This window comes from Acinetobacter terrestris, assembly GCF_004331155.1.
GTDB classification, from domain to species: Bacteria; Pseudomonadota; Gammaproteobacteria; order Pseudomonadales; family Moraxellaceae; genus Acinetobacter; species Acinetobacter terrestris.
This window is the reverse complement of the sequence record NZ_SJNZ01000001.1, coordinates 72769-89914: the sequence shown is the minus strand read 5'-3', so window position 1 is coordinate 89914 and position 17146 is coordinate 72769. Positions and strand designations below refer to the sequence as shown.

The following is a 17146-nucleotide window of genomic DNA, read 5'->3' as shown; positions in this document are numbered from 1 at the left end:
TGAGGTGGCTTTGATGCAGTGAATAGAAGCGATGATATAAACCAGCTAAAATCGTATCTCGCACTTGGGGGCATTTTTCCGTACAATATGTCTCAGAAATCCTTGAGTGAATCACATGAGCACCCAAAATACTCCCAAGAAAAAACCATTGGTCAATTTGCCTTTCCCGATTAAAAAAGAGAATGAGCAAAATGCGGATGAAGTGTTAGAAGAACTGCGTCCACGTCCACAGCGTTATGCTGACCGTACCTGGATGCCACCTCGCGGTACACGCCGTTCGATGGGAAAGCGCTAAGCTTTCAAATAAAAAAAGCCATGGTTTTAGCCATGGCTTTTTTTATTATGACTTTTTTATTTGAGTAACCCGATCCACGTTGATTCATTAAATATCATTGGCTGTCGGTTTTCTTCTATTGTGGTTCAGATAATAATTTCTTTTGTCCTGATACATCGCCATGTCAGCACGTTTTAGCATGTCTTCCATGCGTTCATCCGCATAATTGGTCGCATAACCCATCGACAGGCTAATCGGTTGAGTGGAATAAAACTGGTTATCTACTAATAAAAGTTCTTGCAGGCTTTGCAAACAGTTTTGTAGCGCTGCTTCATCAGCACCCGGCAACAATATGACAAACTCGTCGCCACCAATCCGGCAGGCCGTATACAGGGTTTGCTGAACCACCTGATTCAAGACGTTGCCCATACGTTGCAATAAACTATCGCCGGCATCATGACCTAAACTGTCATTCAGTTCTTTTAATCCGTTCATATCTATAAAAATACAGGACACAGGACGCTGTCTATTACGTTGTAAACGATTTAATTCAGTTGTATAAAAAGAACGGTTATACAGTTTGGTCAGCACGTCGTGCTTGCCTAAATATTCCAGATATTTTTCAGCTTTTTTACGCGCGGTGATATCGGTGAGTGCAACCTGAACCATTCCCCAGTTATCCAGATAATCGGGGAATACGGTAAATTGCAGCAGGACGTGGCGGACGCTGCCATCGAGCGCATAATTCACGGCTTCACGCTGATGATGAATATTGCCATTCCACAGTTCAATTAATTGCTCTCGAAAGGTTTGGGTCATTTCCTGAGCAAAAACTTTATGCATGTTTTGAAATAATACGTCTTTATTCGGTGCGCCAAATAATTCCAGTGTGGCCTGATTGACATCAATGATCAGAATATCTTTAATGCACTCATAGACAAACTCATTATGCACATCTAAAAAAGTCGGAAAGTCTTCAATACCCAAATCCCGTAATCTATCTAATTTAACTTTGATCCGGCTGAAATCTTCCACCCAGAGTGATGTAGGAGAATAAATAAAGCGGGCTTCCGCGAGGTGTCGGCTTTTTTCTTCAAGACGGCAAGCTTCGGTATAAGAAGTAATATCTTCAGTGGTAATTAACAGCAGCGATAAATCGTGTTCATGTTGCGGCAGTACAATGCCTTTGAGCTGGATATCCAGACGTACGCCTGTCAGGGTATAGTTCACTGCGGAATTGGAAAACTGGGTTTCGCCATTCCATAAGGCAAGCAGTTCCTTGACATGGGTTTTGCTCATGTCTTGTTTAAAGACCAGATCAAGATTTTGGTGTAAATGCTCAAAGTCCCGGGCTTGATACAGTTCCAGAGTTTTAGAATTTACTTTTAATAATTTAATTTTTCTTGCACATTCAAGTATTCGGGATTCATCTTGTTGTAGAAAATCTAACAGATTTTCGACGCCCTGTTCACGCCAGAGATCAAATTGTTTTTTAACTTCGCTGTAGTCTTCAAGCCACATGGCAATGGGTGATAATTCAAAAAAAGGAGAATCCAACATTTCCATTACACGAGCTCATCATTTTTATTTAAATTTAAGAATGCAGTATAGAATGAAAAAAATGATTTTAAAATAATGTGATAAGTAAATTAATAATTTTTATTAATGACAATTGAATCATAAAATGTTTAATCCCATCATTAAAAAGCCAATTTTATAAATTGGCTTTTGTTAAGCGAGATTAAAAATTAGCGATTTTTTCTGCGTGCTTTATTTTCTGGTTTTGGGGCAGGAATTTCCCGTTCCCCTAGCCAAACATCAATAAAATCTTTTTCATTAATATTGTACAGTTCAAGCAAAGCTAAAATCACGCCACCAAACATCATCGGACCTTCAGAGTTGTTTTGCCATTCAAATATTTTGCCATTTAGAACATGTAAAATATCTGAAATTTCAAAACTACGATCACGGCCATTGCTATCGGTTGGATAGATTTCTGTATTTAAAATAATTCTTGCGGCACTTTTTTCATTTTCAGATAAATCGAGGCTAGTAATCACCTCATCATCACGGGTGGAAAAAATCACTTCGTCGTTAAAAACAGTTCTTAAGAAATGCCGGGTCAGTTTTGGTAAGGCTCTTTCTACAAAAGGACGGAATGAATTGGGTAAAATCACATTATGTGAAATGCCCTTAAACATCGGCGCAATTTCTTCAGTTTTGTAACCTGCAATACCACAACCTACTGAGGTGATGAAGTAAGTCATCTTGGGATGGTTTTTGGTGTAAATCTTGAAATCATCAATATAGTGCTGAATTTGCGACAAGGGCATTTGTTGCAAATGCTCATTCATGGTCGGAATGGCATAGCTTTGGCCTGACCAGCCGCGACCGACACCTGAAACTGCACCAAAGTGCTCAAGCGCAGTACGTGCAGCTCCACCTGCATGCAGTCCTGCCATATTGCTGCCAAAAACAAACACAGTATCTTCAGGCAAGCTTTTTACAATATTTTCATCGTGATAGTGATATGACATAGGCGAATACAATCGTATGGTCTTTCATTCATGTTGCAATTGAAATAGCGGATGGTCAAGTGAAAGATCAGTATTTTTAAATTTAGCCTACAGATCATAAATAAAGGTCAAATTCTTCACTTATTTCAAGCATATTTGCTCATAAAAACTGATTTAGGAACCAGACTTTATTCTGGTGGTTTAAAACTATTAAGACATAAAAAAGAAAAAGGAAAATATAAAACATCTAAAGTGGTGAAATATACAAATATAAATATCCCGATATTGCATGTTGAGCTTTAGCCCTCATATTATTGGAATTGTATTATTGTATAGAAGCTGAAAAACATGTCGGATAGTCAACAACCTTTTGAGTTAGTGACCAGCTATCAACCTGCGGGTGATCAGCCGCAAGCCATTGAGAAACTGGTCAGTGGTATTGAAAAAGGCTATCACGACCAGTTGCTATTGGGGGTAACGGGCTCGGGGAAAACCTATACCATGGCCAATGTCATTGCCCGGACCCAACGCCCGACGATTGTTATGGCGCACAACAAAACCTTGGCTGCACAGTTGTACGGCGAATTTAAGTCATTTTTCCCGAATAATGCGGTTGAATATTTTGTCAGTTATTATGACTACTATCAGCCGGAAGCCTATGTGCCGTCTTCCGATACTTTTATTGAAAAAGATTCTGCCATTAATGATCATATTGATCAAATGCGTCTTTCGGCCACGCGTTCATTACTAGAACGTCGCGATGCCATTATTGTGGCTTCCGTTTCTGCCATTTATGGTTTGGGTGATCCAAACGCCTATATGAGCATGCTGCTGCATATTGTACAGGGTGATCGAATTAGTCGTGATGACATTATTCGCCGTCTGGTCGAGATGCAATATACCCGCAATGAACTCGAATTTTTACGTGGTACTTATCGTATTCGCGGTGAAATCATGGATATTTTTCCGGCCGAATCCGATCAGGATGCGATTCGTATTGAACTGTTTGACGATGAAGTGGATTCCATTCGCTGGTTCGATCCCTTAACCGGAAAAATGGTACGTAAAGTACCGCGTGTCACCATTTATCCAAAAAGTCATTATGTGACCCCGAAAGACAACTTGCAGCGTGCTATCGGTACCATTCGTGAAGAACTGAAAGAGCGCTTGGTGTTCTTTCGCGAGCATGACAAATTATTAGAAGCACAACGGATTGAACAGCGCACCCGTTATGATCTGGAAATGATGCAGCAGTTGGGCTATACCAACGGTATTGAAAACTATTCGCGTCATTTGTCAGGTCGTCCATCGGGTGAAGCACCACCGACCTTATTCGACTATATTCCTGACGATGCTTTACTGATTATTGATGAATCGCATGTCACGGTTCCGCAAATTGGTGCGATGTATAAAGGTGACCGTTCGCGTAAAGAAAACCTGGTCAATTATGGTTTCCGTTTACCGAGTGCGCTGGATAACCGCCCAATGCAGTTTGAAGAATGGCAGCGTATCGTTCCGACCACCATTTATGTCAGCGCAACCCCGGCAAAATATGAGCTGGAAAGATCTGTGCAAATTGCAGAACAGGTGGTTCGTCCTACCGGTCTGGTCGATCCTGAAATTGAAATTCGTCCAGTATTGACCCAAGTCGATGACGTGCTTTCAGAAATCAATTTGCGTAAAGATATTGATGAGCGTGTTTTGATCACCACACTAACCAAGCGTATGGCAGAAGATTTAACTTCATATTTAAAGGAATATGGGATAAAAGTCGCTTATTTACATTCAGATATCGATACCGTAGAACGGGTGAAGATTATTCATGAATTACGTTCCGGTGTGCATGATGTATTGGTCGGCATTAACCTGTTACGTGAAGGTCTGGATATGCCAGAAGTATCTTTGGTGGCGATTCTGGATGCAGACAAAGAAGGCTTCTTGCGTTCTGAGCGCTCACTGATTCAGACCATTGGTCGTGCCGCGCGTAATGTGAAGGGTAAAGCAATTTTGTATGCTGATCGTATTACCGATTCCATGCGAAAAGCGATTGATGAAACCGACCGACGTCGTGCCAAGCAGATCGAGTTTAATGAATTGCATGGCATTACGCCACGCAGTACTAAACGTCAAAACAATAAGGATATTGATACCGGTGAAGTGCTGACTGATGATCAGATTGATGAGAATATCTCGGATCAGGCACGCGCTTTAAGTGCGGATGAGCGTCATATTCTGGCCGATCCTAAGTTGCTGGCGAAACACATGTCCAAACTGGAAAAAGAGATGTTGAAAGCATCGAAAGAATTGCAGTTTGAGCAGGCAGCACGACTGCGTGATGAGATTGTTCGCTTAAAAGCACAGATGTTAAGTTAGGTGTAAATTCGTTGAAAAAGTAATTTTTTACTGCAAAATCATTACATAACACTACAGTATCAATAAGTTGGAATGGGTTATTTTTAATTGGAGACTCACTATAACTTTGAAATAATTCTTAAATTTTGACTAGAAAGGGTAGCTTTATGACAACGAATGATCTTCCTAAAGCCGGCTTTAAACTGGCTAAAATTGCGTTGGGTGGCGCGGTGCTGATTGGCTTGGGTATGGCAACCATGGCTTATGCACAAACCAAGTCCTTAGCCACCGTTGAAAAAGTCGAATTAGATAAATATTTAGGCGTTTGGTATGAAGTTGCGCGCAAGCCTATGTACTTCCAAAACAAGTGTGACCGTGATGTATCTGCGACCTATACGCTCAATGAAAATGGCAATATTGGTGTAGATAACCGTTGCTATAGTAAAGATGGAAAATTAAACCATTCTGTCGGCGAGGCATTCATTCAAAATGCGCCCTTTAATACCAAGCTGAAAGTCAGTTTCTTGCCGGAATCTGTTCGCTGGTTGCCGGTAGGACGTGGGGATTACTGGGTTCTAAAAATTGACGATGCTTATCAAACCGTGTTGATCGGTGAGCCACGCCGTAGATATCTGTGGGTATTGTCCCGTTCAGCACACCCGGATCAAGCAGTGGTCAAGGAATATCTGGATTATGCCCAATCGATAGGCTATGACATTAGTGATGTGATTTATACCAAGCAGACCCAGAAATAAGCTTAAAAGAATGAGTGATTAAACCATGCTTCGGCATGGTTTTTTATTGGATGGTCAATATGAAGGATGAATTTTCAAGTTTTCTTGGCGTGTCATGTTTATAATGCAGGCGAGATAAATCCAGAGATACAAAATGTATAAAGGCGTAGCTTTGTCTGTATTGGCATCGGTCACTTTTGGGGTTTTGTATTTCTACACCCAATTCTTAAAGCCTTTAGATAGCGAGCAGACTTTTGCCTGGCGTATGCTGGCCACACTGCCATTTTTAACTTTATTTATGTGGTGGACCGGTGATTTAAAGCATATCACGGAAATTTTTAAACGGATTTTCAAGCAACCGACTTTTTTAATCTGGCTGATCGTCAGTTCACTTTTATGCACCACCCAGCTTTGGTTGTTCTTATGGGGACCAATAAACGGACGGGGTTTGGAAGTCTCTTTGGGCTATTTTTTGCTCCCCTTGGTGATGGTGCTCATCGGTTGTGTACTTTACAAAGAAAAACTGTCCAAATGGCAGATTGCTGCGGTGATTTTTGCCAGTATCGGTGTGGGGCATGAACTATGGCGCATTGGCAGTATTGCTTGGGAAACGGCCTATGTTGCCGTTGCCTATCCTGTTTATTTCTTTTTAAGACGTGCTTTTAAAACTGACCACTTGGGCGGTTTCTGGTGGGACTTATTTTTAATCCTTCCCGTCGCTATTTATTTAGCAACTGTGTATAGCGACTCTTTTGCTTTAATAGGACAATTTCCCCATTTAATCTGGGCGATTTTAGGATTGGGTTTTTTAAGTGCCTTGGGACTAGGGAGTTATATTCTGGCGAGCCGGTATTTGCCTTTTGTTATATTTGGATTGTTAAGCTATTTAGAACCGGTATTGCTGGCTTTTGCCTCCATTGCGTTGGGTGAAAGGGTAGAAGCAGCAGAATGGTTTACCTATATTCCCATTTGGCTTGCTGTTTTATTGCTAGTGCTAGAGGGTTCAATTCATCTGGTCAAGCAACGGCAGAAGCAAAAGGTTTTAGTGCAAAATCTGGAAAATTATGAAGATCGCTTAAAGTAAGCTGTCTCTACTTTTGCGTTTTGTTTGATAAAGCAACATTTGAACTGAATATATAGGTTGAAGATGAAATACGGTGGTTGATGGCTTTAGGTAAGAAAATCATAAAAATAATTACAGCTATTTCGTCAATTTATAATGAATATAGAGCAAAATATGTGGGCCAGAATGAGCTTTTGATTCAAACTTGCCGATAATTCCTTTACAATTGTGGGGTTTTGAAATTTATGCCTAGATATACAATTAATTAGAGGACGTATCTGTGAGCAAAGAGACTATCATCGCCCTACATGCAGATCACCAAGGTCGCTGGAAAAACCGTGAAGAAATCGCGGAACATATGATTGCCTTGATTGGTCAGTTGTATCGTGAAAAAAATATCGTGACTTCTGTATTCGGTCGTTCTTTAGTTAACCGTTCAGTTATCCAGATTTTAAAAGCACACCGCCGTACCCGTGTGATGGATGTTGAACTTTCTGTGGTTAACACTTTCCCAATCTTAGAAGCATTGGCTAAAGTTGAGAAAATTGGTTCTGCTGAAATCGATCTAGGTAAACTGGCGGTTGAATTTAAAGAAAAAGGCGGCGACATCGATGCATTTGTTGCTGATGCCGTTAAATCTTTAGAAGGTAATCCTGCAACTGTTGAACCTAAAGATGTCGTTCTTTACGGTTTCGGTCGTATCGGTCGTATCCTTGCACGTTTGATCATTGGTCAATCCGGTCTGGGTCGCGGTTTAAGCCTAAAAGCAATCGTTGTTCGTAAATCATCTGACGGTGATTTGGAAAAACGCGCATCTTTACTTCGTCGTGACTCAATTCACGGTCCATTTGCAGGCACAATTTCTGTAGATGAAGAAAACGAAGCAATCATTGCCAACGGTAACTTTATTAAAGTGATTTACGCTTCAAGCCCAAGCGAAGTGGATTACACTGCTTTTGGTATCAATAACGCTTTAGTGATTGATAACACAGGTAAATGGCGTGATGCTGAAGGTCTTGCTGAACACTTGAAATGCCCAGGCGTTGCTCGTGTGGTATTGACTGCGCCAAGTAAAGGCGAAATGAAAAATGTAGTGTATGGCGTAAACCATACTGACATTTTAGATGAAGACAAAATCATTTCTGCTGCGAGCTGCACCACAAATGCAATTACGCCAGTATTAAAAGTGTTAGATGACAAATACAAAGTGCTTAATGGGCATGTTGAAACTGTTCACTCTTTCACAAATGACCAGAACTTGATCGACAACTACCACAAGGCAGATCGCCGTGGTCGTGCTGCGACTTTGAACATGGTGATTACTGAAACGGGTGCTGCGAAAGCGGTTGCTAAAGCACTTCCTGCACTTAAAGGCAAGTTGACTGGTAACTCGGTACGTGTTCCAACGCCTAACGTATCACTTGCTATTCTTAACTTAACTCTTGAGAAAGAAGTTGATCGTGAAGAAGTGAATGAATACATTCGTCAAATCTCAATTAATTCAAGCCTTCAAGGTCAAATTGGTTATACAAACTCGACTGAAGTTGTATCTTCTGACTTTATCGGTTCACGTACTGCAGGTGTATTTGATGCGCAGGCAACAATCACTTCAGGTACTCGCCTAACAGCGTATGTTTGGTACGATAACGAAGTGGGCTATAGCTGCCAGGTATTGCGTATCGCTGAACAAATGTGTGGCGTAAGCTATCCAAAAGTTCCTGCTGAAACAAATGCATAATTTGTAAAGTAGTCAAAAAGAGCTTCATTTGAAGCTCTTTTTTTATGTCTATTTTTTATTTAACACAGATTTTACTGGATTCAATATAGAGTAATAACAGAGCTTGCTGCTGAAATATTAATCTGTTAGCTTACAAACAGTAAGTAAATTAAAATTAGTAAGTAATAAGAAGATCGAGACAATGTCATGACAAATTATGCAACGAGCCATTTACTTGGACAAGTTCTATCCAATCAATGTCCTTCACGTGAAATATTGGAACACTTAACCACCAAATGGTCTGTGCTGGTTTTACGCTGTTTAAGTGATGGTGTACATCGTTTTAGCGAGCTGAAACAGCGAATTGAAGGGGTGAGTGAGAAAATGCTGGCGCAAACCTTAAAGGTATTGGAAAAAGACGGTTTCCTGATTCGTACAGTTTATCCAGTCGTGCCACCTAAAGTGGAATACCAGTTGACTATTCTGGGTGCTCAAGCCGCTGAAAAAATGACATTACTGACTGGCTGGATTGAACGAAATTTACCTGAAATTTTAGAAAATAAACAACGTGTTGCTCAATAATAGCAGTGAGTCATTTAAATAATTTAGGAGATATTTAAATGACAGGATATTTATTTAAAAGGAATTATTTATTGTGATAAGCCAGAGAATGGATTTTACAAAATCTAAAACGGAAACTTAGAAATAGCAGGAATACATTTAGGAGAATAATTTAACTGGACATATCTCACTATTATTTTATTAAATTTTTTTGAAATCTATGAGCAGCAATTTTGGATTGAAGTTTATTTGAATGATTAAAAAATAAAGTAACTGGAATTTAATCTAAAAGCAGTTTTTCACTCGCTAAGTGAATGGTTCCTTTTGATTTTCTGAGCGAATAATTGAACTCAGCCAGATCATATCAGCCCAGTTCCAGCCAAATTCATCTTAACAATACTAAAAATCATGTAATGCTGAATAATACTATTCGAGAAATTTTGTAAAATATGGCAGAATATGCGGTTTTAAAGTATTTAGAGGATTGGCAATATGCGCTTTGTTGATGAAGCAGTCATTACCGTAGAGGCTGGCGACGGTGGCAATGGCGTAGCCAGTTTTCGCCGTGAAAAATTTGTACCATTTGGTGGTCCAGATGGTGGTGATGGTGGTCGTGGCGGTAACATTTATGTTGAAGCCGGAAACGACACCACCACTCTTGTAGATTATCGTTATACACGTCGATTCCGTGCAGAACGTGCTAAAAACGGTCGTGGTGCAAACTGCGCAGGCCGTGGCGGTGAAGACACCGTATTAAAGGTTCCAGTAGGAACCACAATTGTTGATACAGAATCAGGCGATATCATCGGCGACTTGGTCACTGATGGTCAACGTGTATTGGTGGCAGCAGGGGGTGATGGTGGTTTGGGTAATACTCACTTCAAATCATCGACAAATCGCTCGCCACGTAAATGCACAACGGGTACCAAAGGTGAATACCGTGAAATTCGTTTAGAGCTTAAAGTTCTTGCGGATGTGGGTTTACTGGGTATGCCAAATGCAGGTAAATCTACATTTATTCGTGCAGTATCAGCAGCAAAACCAAAAGTTGCAGATTATCCATTTACCACCATGGTTCCAAATCTGGGTGTGGTCGATGCGGATAGCCATCGTTCATTCGTCATGGCGGATATTCCAGGGTTAATCGAAGGTGCGTCGGAAGGTGCAGGACTGGGTATTCGTTTCCTTAAACATTTGGCACGTACCCGTATTTTGTTGCACATTGTAGATGTTCAACCAATTGACGGTTCAGATCCTGTTCATAATGCCAATGCAATTTTACAAGAGTTGAAGAACTTCTCTCCAACTTTGGCAAAATTGCCAGTGGTGTTAGTGCTGAATAAAGTTGACCAGCTTGACCCAGATACCAAAGAAGAATGGTGTAACCATCTTCTGGAAGAAATGCAGTGGGAAGGCCCGGTATTCCAGACTTCTGGCTTGATGTCGGAAGGAACCAAAGAAGTTGTTTATTACCTGATGGATCAAATTGAACAACAACGTGAACGCGAAGTTGAAGATCCAGAATACGCAGCAGAAATGAAAGCATTCCGTGATCAGCTTGAAGCTGAAACACGTGAACAGACCATTGCAGCGAAAGAAGCTTATCGTGAAATGCGTCGTCAACAACGTCTTGCTGGTCTGTTGGCTGAAGAAGAAGACGATGAGGACGATGAAGCAGACGACGATAACGATGTAGAAGTGTTTTACGTACGTTAAGCTCTTAGTAGAGTAACTGAGGACAAGATGATAGAAGTGGTAGATGGGCAACGTCAGCTCAAGGGTTGTAAACGAATCGTTGTTAAAATCGGATCATCTTTACTCACAGCAAATGGGCAAGGTTTAGATTTGGACGCAATTTCGCATTGGGCGAAACAAATTGCAGATCTATACAATGCAGGACACGAGATTATTCTGGTGTCTTCAGGTGCTGTGGCTGAAGGGATGGTTCGGATGAAATTGTCGAATCGACCCACTGATTTACCGAGTCTTCAGGCATGTGCTGCTATTGGCCAAATGGGTCTCATTCAAACTTGGTCGAGTGTGTTGGAAAAGCATTCCATTCAAACGGCGCAAGTTTTATTGACCCACGATGATCTGGCAGACCGTCGTCGTTATTTAAACTCTTGCGATGCTTTGCAGCATTTGATTGATTGGCATGTGGTTCCGGTCATTAATGAAAATGACACGGTGTCCACTGACGAGATTCGCTTTGGCGATAACGATACCTTGGCTGCTATGGTGGCAGGTCAGGTGCATGCAGATTTGTTGATTATCTTGACCGATCAGCAAGGCATGTTTGATTCTGACCCGCGTTCTAATCCAAATGCAAAACTGTTCCATACGGTTCGCGCACTAGATGAAAGTCTGTTTGATATGGCTGGTGGCGGCGGAAAATTTGGTCGTGGTGGTATGCTGACCAAAGTTCGTGCGGCACGCTTGGCAGCGAAATCAGGTTGTCCAACCCTGATTGCCAGTGGTGAAAGTGACAATGTGCTTGCCCGTCTGATGTCTGGTGAATTGCTCGGAACATTGTTTATTACCGACAATGACCGTATAACTGCGCATCAACAATGGTTGGCTGCGCATCTACAAACGGCTGGTCGTTTAGTCTTGGATGATGGTGCTGTGAAAGCGATTAAAGAAAACCATCGCAGTTTATTGCCTGTAGGGGTGAAAGCGGTGGAAGGGCACTTTGAACGCGGTGATGTGGTTGAATGTGTCGATTCACAGGGTGGCCGTATTGCTGTTGGTCGTGTCAATTTTAGTTCGCGTTCAGCTGAAATTGTGAAGGGTTTGTCTTCAGATAAAGTGCATCAGGTTTTAGGGGAAGCACGTTCATTGGAAATGATTCACCGCAATCATATGGCGATTTACTAAAAGATTTTCGTAATAAAAAATCCCGCTTTTGAGCGGGATTTTTTATGGCTTTTTTTATGGCTTTTTTTATGGCTTTTTTGAGTTATTTAATAATATTTTTGCTGATCAGCGGCTTAAACAGGAAGTGATGCAGATATAACATCCAAGACATCAATTTTTCTGAATATTTAAACCAAAGGGGTAAGCCGATTAAATTCACAACGAGTGCAATCATAAATCCGCCAACCATATCAATCGGGAAATGTACACCGACATAGATACGTGACCATGCCACCAGCCATGCAACGGCTAGCAGGAATTTGCCAATATCTCGTCGCACCGAAAAATAATAGGCAAAGGCAATACTGCTAAAAATCGTCATGTGATTGCTTGGAAATGATCCCGTGGCATCATGCTCAATTAATGTATGACCGACATGCATCACGAAAGGACGGGGTGTATTTAAGATATAAGATGTTATTTCGCTAATTGAGAGTGCAATAAGGGTAAAAATAAAAGCTTTGACCAGAAGGGTTTTAGTGCCATTGTTACCACGTAACCACAGCAGCGCAAAAATAGCGATCATGATATAAACCAAGTCATGGGCAATAAAAATGGCAAAATGCTGCATTAAAACGGACGCGTGTTCAGGCACATTTAATAGGCTAAACAATTCAAGATTTAGACTTTCGAGGGACATGGCGGCGGGAGCGACATACAAAGACAGGATGGCTAATGCAATAATTTTATTGATGAATTGAAACGCGATATTGTACTTAAATCGTGTGATTGCGTTGCAAAGGCAATATTCTGCTTATAAAAAACCGTACATAAGGTACGGTTTTTAGCTATTTAGTATAAATGGCTTATTTAAACTGAATTGCACCATTGGCATTCACGGTAATTTTAGATTCACCCGCTGCTACATTTTGAGCATCGACAGCTTCAGCCCCGGAGAATTTCGCCATATTGGCACGCATCATGACCGGTTGTGGATATTGACTGCTGGTATTCAAATTAAGATTCACCAAGTTATAACCCGATTTATTCCATGACTGGCTCAGCATTTGTGCACGTTGCTGGAAGTTTTTTGAAGCTTCAACCATCAGCTCATTTTCAACTTTTTTACGTTGCGCATCTGAAACGCTAAAGTTAATCGACTCAGTCTGGAAGTTTTGTTGCAATTCACCAATTAATTGGCTGGCTGCTTTAAAGTCAGTACTTTCAATCTGGATTTCGGCACGACCACGCCATTCTTTTAACTTACGGCTGTCATTGTCATAAATAGGATAGGTGGTTTGAGAACCTGTTTCTACTTTAACTTGTGGATATTTCTTGGCTAAAGCCATGGCTTGATTCATTAATTGCGTGATTTGTGATGCAAGTTCAGCAGGTTGTTTGTTGCTTTTTTCAATGTATAAAACCGCATGCATTTCATCATTTGACACTTGGCGTGCAGCTTCCGCTTGTATATTGATGACATTGTAATTAAGTTGTTCATTTTGTTGAGCAAAGGCAGATGCACTGAAAGTAGATGCTAAAACCAGAGCGGAGAGAGTTAAGTAACGCATTTTTTTAGCCTATTTTTGTAAGTAAAATTTGAATCTATATCAGTGATATTAAACGGTGTTTATGGTGAATTTTGGTAGAGTTTGTGGTGGGATTGTAAAAATAAGCTCAAAAAAACCTGTTCATTTTTAATTATAAAATTAAAGAAAAATTATACACTTATAGATTAATTTGCAAGCAGTTTTACTTTATTACACGACTTTATCAAAAAAAGCATAAGAAAATGAGGTTTTCTTTACGCTGTCACAATGTAAGATGATAATTCAAGTTATAGATTAGCTTGATGTTTTTTTCGATAAAATAGGGCAGATAAAGTACCGAAAGTTGTTTATTTTTCAGAAAAAGTCGGTATCATCCGCCCTTTAGTTATGACAAAAAAATTCATGTCTAGCTAGATTCTATAAAGCACCGAGTCAAAGGACCGCAAGTCACCCGACTTATTTCTTTCAACCCATATCAGAGATGGTAATTCGATATGAGCGTTTCTTCTGTAAATCCTGCCCCTAATTCTACTAACGAATACTATTTGACTCGCCAAAGCCAGATGGAATCCAATGTTCGTAGCTATCCTCGTAAATTACCGTTAGCGATAGCAAAAGCTTTAGGATGTTGGGTTACTGATGTTGAAGGTACAGAGTACCTCGATTGTTTAGCTGGGGCAGGAACATTGGCTTTGGGCCATAACCATCCTGCGGTCATTCAAAGTATCCAAGATACACTTGCAAGTGGCCTCCCATTGCATACTTTGGATTTAACCACACCTTTAAAAGATGCTTTTACTGAAGCTTTACTTGAGCAATTACCGGGTGGTAAGGCTGAGTATTGTTTACAGTTCTGTGGTCCGTCTGGTGCAGATGGCACAGAAGCAGCAATTAAATTAGCAAAAACCTATACAGGTCGTAGTTCAGTGATCAGCTTCTCCGGCGGTTATCACGGAATGACGCATGGCGCTTTGGCCATGACAGGTAACTTATCTGCGAAGAATTCGGTGAATGGCTTAATGCCTGGCGTACAGTTTATGCCATATCCGCATGAATACCGTTGCCCATTGGGTCTTGGTGGTGAAGCAGGGGTAGATGCTTTAACTTACTTCTTCGAAAACTTCATTGAAGATGTAGAAAGTGGTGTAACCAAACCTGCTGCCGTGATTCTTGAAGCTATTCAAGGTGAAGGTGGTGTGGTTACTGCGCCAACCAAATGGTTGAAAAAAATCCGTGAAGTAACTGAAAAACACAATATCGTACTTATTCTTGATGAAGTCCAAGCTGGTTTTGCCCGTTCAGGCAAAATGTTTGCTTTTGAACATGCAGGGATTGAGCCGGATGTTGTGGTGATGTCTAAAGCAGTAGGTGGTAGCTTGCCGCTTGCAGTGCTTGGTATTAAACGTAAGTTTGATGCTTGGCAGCCTGCTGGTCACACCGGTACGTTCCGTGGTAACCAATTGGCGATGGGTACTGGTCTTGCAACAATCAAAACCATTAAAGAACAAAACTTGGCTCAAAACGCGCAAGAACGTGGTGATTTTTTACAAGCTGAATTGAAAAAATTGGCTGTAGAATTCCCATGTATTGGTAATGTACGTGGCCGTGGTTTGATGATTGGTGTTGAAATCGTAGATGAACGCCAACAAGCAGATCACATGGGTTCATTACCAGGTGATTCTCAATTGGCTGCTGCGATTCAGGCAGCATGTTTCGACAACAAATTGTTGCTCGAGAAAGGTGGCCGTAACGGTACAGTGATTCGTTTACTTTGCCCACTCATCATCACGCATGACGAATGTGTTGAAGCGATTGCCCGCTTTAAGAAAGCAATTGCTGAAGCGCTTATTGCTACTCGAGGCGCATAATACATGGTAGATTTTGCAGAACACCGTAAAGCGTTACTCTGCAATGATGCTCAATCCATTGCTGACTATCAGTCAGCAATGGATGAGGCTACAAAAGCTGTAGCAGCATGGTTGCATAACGACAAAATGTACACCGGTGGCAGCATTAAAGATTTGCGCAGTGCGATTTCTTTTAATGCCACTAAACAAGGCTTGGGCGTGCATAAATCGCTTAAGCGTATGGTTGAGCTTTTTTTAAACAAAAGCTTAAAAGTACACCATCCCCATTCTTTAGCACATTTACACTGCCCAACCATGGTAGTGAGCCAAATTGCTGAAGTTTTAATTAATGCAACCAACCAGTCTATGGACTCATGGGATCAAAGCCCTGCAGGTTCGTTGATGGAAGTTCAGTTAATTGACTGGCTTCGTCAAAAAGTCGGTTACGGTTCAGGTCAGGCAGGTGTATTCACCTCTGGCGGTACGCAATCGAACTTGATGGGTGTGCTGCTTGCCCGTGATGCTTGTATCTCGAAAAACTGGAAAGACGAAAACGCCAATCCGTGGTCTGTACAGCGTGATGGTATTCCAGGCGATGCGATGCGTAATGTCAAAGTCATTTGTTCTGAAAATGCACATTTCTCTGTGCAAAAGAACATGGCGATGATGGGTATGGGCTTCCAGTCTGTGGTCACTGTTCCAGTGAACAAAAATGCACAGATGGATGTTGTCGCTCTTGAGCAAACCATGGCGCAACTACAGGCGCAAGGCAAAATCGTTGCATGTGTGGTTGCGACCGCAGGTACAACAGATGCCGGTGCGATTGATCCATTAAAAGCGATTCGTGACATAACCAACAAGTATGGCGCGTGGATGCACATCGATGCAGCATGGGGCGGGGCACTGATTCTTTCGAATGAGTTCCGTTCAATGCTTGATGGGATCGAGTTGTCTGATTCAGTGACACTTGATTTCCATAAGCATTATTTCCAAACCATTTCTTGTGGCGCGTTCTTGTTGAAAGACGAAGCGAACTACCGTTTCATGCATTATGAAGCTGAGTACTTAAACTCTGCTTATGATGAAGAGCATGGTGTTCCAAATCTGGTGTCTAAATCATTACAAACAACCCGTCGTTTTGATGCGTTGAAATTGTGGATGACGGTTGAGGCACTCGGTGAAGAGCTTTATGGTTCGATGATTGACCATGGTGTGAAGTTGACCCGTGAAGTGGCTGACTACATCAATGCAACTGCTGGTTTAGAGATGCTGGTTGATCCGCAATTTGCTTCTGTATTGTTCCGTGTGATTCCTGAGGGTTATCCAGCAGAATTACTGGATACACTGAATCAGAACGTTGCAGATGAATTGTTTGCACGTGGTGAAGCGAATATTGGGGTAACGAAAGTGGGTGATGTTCAATCTTTGAAGATGACCACTTTAAGCCCGGTTGCAACTTTAGAAAACGTGAAAGCTTTGCTAGATCTTGTATTAGCGGAAGCTGACCGTATTAAAGATGCAATCGCTGATGGTACATATACACCTGCAATCGACTAATCGATAGCGTTGTTTATTGTATTAAAGAAAAGGAGATCAATTGATCTCCTTTTTTTATCTAACTCGATAAGTTTAATTTGATGCATGGCCTCAATTGTCATTTAAGCATTGTATTTTTT

At 41.2% G+C, this 17146-nt stretch carries 14 protein-coding genes; 10 read left to right on the top strand and 4 right to left on the bottom strand.

The window, feature by feature from the left end; translation table 11 throughout:
* Positions 1-115: 115 nt before the first annotated feature.
* Positions 116-295, top strand: a complete 180-nt coding sequence (locus E0H81_RS00415; protein ID WP_067725036.1) for a hypothetical protein — start codon at positions 116-118, stop codon at positions 293-295.
* Between the two features lie 87 nt (positions 296-382).
* On the opposite strand, the gene E0H81_RS00410 is transcribed toward E0H81_RS00415, so the two are convergent.
* Positions 383-1840 carry a sensor domain-containing diguanylate cyclase gene (locus E0H81_RS00410; protein ID WP_131315655.1) on the bottom strand — a complete coding sequence of 486 codons (1458 nt, stop codon included), beginning with the start codon at positions 1838-1840 and terminating at the stop codon, positions 383-385.
* 182 nt (positions 1841-2022) lie between these two features.
* The gene (locus E0H81_RS00405; RefSeq protein ID WP_131315653.1) at positions 2023-2811 is read right to left on the bottom strand and encodes an A1S_2505 family phage non-structural protein; all 789 of its coding nucleotides are present in this window, start codon (positions 2809-2811) and stop codon (positions 2023-2025) included.
* Between the two features lie 327 nt (positions 2812-3138).
* On the opposite strand from E0H81_RS00405, the gene uvrB reads away from it, so the two are divergent.
* From uvrB to proB, 7 genes are all read left to right on the top strand, one after another.
* The gene (gene uvrB / locus E0H81_RS00400; protein ID WP_131315651.1) at positions 3139-5163 is read left to right on the top strand and encodes an excinuclease ABC subunit UvrB; all 2025 of its coding nucleotides are present in this window, start codon (positions 3139-3141) and stop codon (positions 5161-5163) included.
* Between the two features lie 146 nt (positions 5164-5309).
* Positions 5310-5897, top strand: a complete 588-nt coding sequence (locus E0H81_RS00395) for a lipocalin family protein (RefSeq protein WP_131315649.1) — start codon at positions 5310-5312, stop codon at positions 5895-5897.
* A 133-nt stretch (positions 5898-6030) separates the two neighbouring features.
* Complete coding sequence (gene rarD / locus E0H81_RS00390) at positions 6031-6960, top strand: EamA family transporter RarD (protein WP_131315647.1); 930 nt, start codon at positions 6031-6033, stop codon at positions 6958-6960.
* A gap of 259 nt (positions 6961-7219) precedes the next feature.
* Complete coding sequence (locus E0H81_RS00385) at positions 7220-8677, top strand: glyceraldehyde-3-phosphate dehydrogenase (protein WP_131315645.1); 1458 nt, start codon at positions 7220-7222, stop codon at positions 8675-8677.
* A gap of 186 nt (positions 8678-8863) precedes the next feature.
* Complete coding sequence (locus tag E0H81_RS00380; RefSeq protein ID WP_131315643.1) at positions 8864-9238, top strand: winged helix-turn-helix transcriptional regulator; 375 nt, start codon at positions 8864-8866, stop codon at positions 9236-9238.
* A gap of 471 nt (positions 9239-9709) precedes the next feature.
* A complete protein-coding gene (gene cgtA / locus E0H81_RS00375) occupies positions 9710-10933 on the top strand; it encodes an Obg family GTPase CgtA (RefSeq protein WP_131315641.1) in 1224 nt (407 codons plus the stop codon).
* A gap of 27 nt (positions 10934-10960) precedes the next feature.
* A complete protein-coding gene (gene proB, locus E0H81_RS00370) occupies positions 10961-12094 on the top strand; it encodes a glutamate 5-kinase (RefSeq protein WP_131315639.1) in 1134 nt (377 codons plus the stop codon).
* Positions 12095-12176: 82 nt separating this feature from the next.
* On the opposite strand, the gene E0H81_RS00365 is transcribed toward proB, so the two are convergent.
* Positions 12177-12773 (bottom strand): phosphatase PAP2 family protein, encoded by a 597-nt coding sequence (locus E0H81_RS00365; RefSeq protein ID WP_131315637.1) that lies wholly within the window; start codon positions 12771-12773, stop codon positions 12177-12179.
* A 166-nt stretch (positions 12774-12939) separates the two neighbouring features.
* Complete coding sequence (locus E0H81_RS00360; protein WP_131315635.1) at positions 12940-13644, bottom strand: SIMPL domain-containing protein; 705 nt, start codon at positions 13642-13644, stop codon at positions 12940-12942.
* 473 nt (positions 13645-14117) lie between these two features.
* On the opposite strand from E0H81_RS00360, the gene E0H81_RS00355 reads away from it, so the two are divergent.
* Positions 14118-15491, top strand: coding sequence for a diaminobutyrate--2-oxoglutarate transaminase (locus tag E0H81_RS00355; RefSeq protein ID WP_131315633.1), 1374 nt, complete (start codon positions 14118-14120; stop codon positions 15489-15491).
* Positions 15492-15494: 3 nt separating this feature from the next.
* The gene (locus tag E0H81_RS00350) at positions 15495-17027 is read left to right on the top strand and encodes a pyridoxal phosphate-dependent decarboxylase family protein (protein ID WP_131315632.1); all 1533 of its coding nucleotides are present in this window, start codon (positions 15495-15497) and stop codon (positions 17025-17027) included.
* The last annotated feature ends 119 nt before the right edge of the window (positions 17028-17146 follow it).

Coding starts and splice junctions, on each gene's coding strand:
- E0H81_RS00415 (WP_067725036.1), top strand. CDS start 116: ATGAGCACCCAAAATACTCCCAAGAAAAAACCATTGGTCAATTTGCCT.
- E0H81_RS00405 (WP_131315653.1), bottom strand. CDS start 2,811: ATGTCATATCACTATCACGATGAAAATATTGTAAAAAGCTTGCCTGAA.
- E0H81_RS00365 (WP_131315637.1), bottom strand. CDS start 12,773: ATGTCCCTCGAAAGTCTAAATCTTGAATTGTTTAGCCTATTAAATGTG.
- proB (WP_131315639.1), top strand. CDS start 10,961: ATGATAGAAGTGGTAGATGGGCAACGTCAGCTCAAGGGTTGTAAACGA.
- uvrB (WP_131315651.1), top strand. CDS start 3,139: ATGTCGGATAGTCAACAACCTTTTGAGTTAGTGACCAGCTATCAACCT.
- E0H81_RS00380 (WP_131315643.1), top strand. CDS start 8,864: ATGACAAATTATGCAACGAGCCATTTACTTGGACAAGTTCTATCCAAT.
- E0H81_RS00360 (WP_131315635.1), bottom strand. CDS start 13,644: ATGCGTTACTTAACTCTCTCCGCTCTGGTTTTAGCATCTACTTTCAGT.
- E0H81_RS00355 (WP_131315633.1), top strand. CDS start 14,118: ATGAGCGTTTCTTCTGTAAATCCTGCCCCTAATTCTACTAACGAATAC.
- E0H81_RS00395 (WP_131315649.1), top strand. CDS start 5,310: ATGACAACGAATGATCTTCCTAAAGCCGGCTTTAAACTGGCTAAAATT.
- E0H81_RS00350 (WP_131315632.1), top strand. CDS start 15,495: ATGGTAGATTTTGCAGAACACCGTAAAGCGTTACTCTGCAATGATGCT.
- E0H81_RS00410 (WP_131315655.1), bottom strand. CDS start 1,840: ATGGAAATGTTGGATTCTCCTTTTTTTGAATTATCACCCATTGCCATG.
- rarD (WP_131315647.1), top strand. CDS start 6,031: ATGTATAAAGGCGTAGCTTTGTCTGTATTGGCATCGGTCACTTTTGGG.
- cgtA (WP_131315641.1), top strand. CDS start 9,710: ATGCGCTTTGTTGATGAAGCAGTCATTACCGTAGAGGCTGGCGACGGT.